Raw genomic sequence first — 1,761 nt, 5'->3', positions numbered from 1 at the left:
GGCTTCGAGTCGGGGCATGCGTACGGCAAATCGCTGCGCACCGTGAAGTCGTGCGTCGGGTCGACGTGGTGCCGCTACGGCGTGCTGGATTCGGTCGGCATGGCCGTCAGGCTGGAGCTGCGCTACCGCGGCCTGCGCGCCCCGCACAAGTTCAAGCTGGGCGTCTCGGGCTGCGCGCGCGAGTGCGCCGAGGCCCGCGGCAAGGACGTCGGCGTGATCGCGACTGAGAACGGCTGGAACATGTACGTCGGCGGCAACGGCGGCTTCACACCGCGCCACGCGCAGCTGCTCGCCGAGGGCCTCTCGGACGAAGAGCTGATCACGGCGATCGACCGCTTCTTCCAGTACTACATCCGGACGGCCGACCGCCTGCAGCGCACGGCGCCCTGGTTCGAGGAGCTTGAAGGCGGCATCGACGAGCTGCGCCGCGTGATCTTCGACGACGCCCTCGGGATCTGCGCGGACCTGGATGCGCAGATGGCGCGGCACGTGGCGGGTTACGAGGACGAATGGGCCGCGACGCTGCGCGATCCGGAGAAGCTCAAGCGCTTCGCGTCGTTCGTCAACGCGCCCGACACCCCGGATCCGTCGCTCGCGTACGTGCCGGAGCGCGGACAGTTGCGTCCCGCGCTCCCCGAGGAGCGCGAGGCGGCCGCGGGCGGCGCCGTCCTGATCGCCGGAACCACGCTGGAGGTGCGCCGATGACCGTCGCCGAGCAGACCGTCGCCGAGCGGACCGTCGCGGAGCGGACCCTCGCGGAGCACAGCATGGGCGAGCAGGCCGTCGCCGAGCGGACAGCTGCCGACACCGGAGATCGCTCGCGTCGAGGCGCGCCGCGCGGGTGGGTGCGTGTGTGCCGCGTGACCGACCTCGAGGTCGAGCGCGGCCGCGCCGCGCTGCTGGGCGGCCGGACGCAGATCGCGCTGTTCCTGCTCGCCGACGGCACGGTGCGCGCCGTGTCGAACTACGACCCCTACGGCGGCGCGCACGTCCTCTCGCGCGGGATCGTGGGGACGAAATCACTCGGAAACACGTCACAACCGTCTGGAAACACGGTGCTGTCAGACTCGGCGCACGACGCGTCGCGCGATCCGGACGCCCGCGAGGAGATCCCCACGATCGCCTCACCCCTGCACAAGCAGGCCTGGGACCTCCGCACCGGAATGGTGGTGGAGACGCAGGGCAGGGATCCGCGTGACATCGCCGTCTTGCCCGTCGCGGTGCGCGACGGCGAAGTGCTCGTCAAGTGGGAGGAGACGCAGTGACCACGATGTTCGGTCTGTCGCTCGCCGGTCGCGACGTGCTGTTCGTCGGCGGCGGATCCGTCACCGCGCGCCGCCTGCCGCGCCTGATCGAGGAGGGTGCGGTCATCCGCGTCGTCGCGCCGGCGCTGTCGCCGGAGACCTCCGCGCTCGTCGAACGACACGGGCTCACGTGGATCACGCGCGGTGTGCGCGAGCACGACGTGGACGGGGCATGGCTCGTGCATACCGCGACCGGAAGCGCCCGCGTGGACGCGGACGTCGCCGCGTGGTGTGAGCGCACGCGGACCTTCTGCGTCAACGCGTCCGACGGCGCGCACGGCTCCGCCCGCCTGACCGCCGAGACGCGCTCGGGCGACGTGGTGGTCGCGGTGTCCTCCGACGCGGGCGTCGATCCCCGCCGCGCGGGACGTGTCCGCAACGCCATCGCCGGTCTGCTCGAGCGCGGCGCTCTGCCCGTGCGACGTGTGCGCGGCACGGCGCGCGGTCGCGTCGCACT

The 1,761-nt window shown here is 72.1% G+C and carries 2 protein-coding genes and 1 pseudogene; all 3 read left to right on the top strand.

Annotated features, from left to right (window positions below; all coding sequences use genetic code 11):
- Positions 1 to 705 (top strand): annotated as a pseudogene (locus RIF89_RS14700) (nitrite reductase (NAD(P)H)); the annotation flags it as partial.
- The gene (locus tag RIF89_RS14695; protein ID WP_309069813.1) at positions 702 to 1,265 is read left to right on the top strand and encodes a nitrite reductase (NAD(P)H) small subunit; all 564 of its coding nucleotides are present in this window, start codon (positions 702 to 704) and stop codon (positions 1,263 to 1,265) included. The pseudogene RIF89_RS14700 and the gene RIF89_RS14695, both read left to right, overlap by 4 nt.
- A 5-nt stretch (positions 1,266 to 1,270) precedes the next feature.
- The coding region (locus RIF89_RS14690) for a bifunctional precorrin-2 dehydrogenase/sirohydrochlorin ferrochelatase (protein WP_309069814.1) at positions 1,271 to 1,761 on the top strand (491 nt) is incomplete at its 3' end.

The sequence above is a fragment of the Microbacterium sp. genome (assembly GCF_031178525.1).
Lineage (GTDB): Bacteria > Actinomycetota > Actinomycetes > Actinomycetales > Microbacteriaceae > Microbacterium.
Note: the sequence above shows the minus strand (reverse complement) of the source record. Positions and strands in the feature narration are given on the sequence as shown.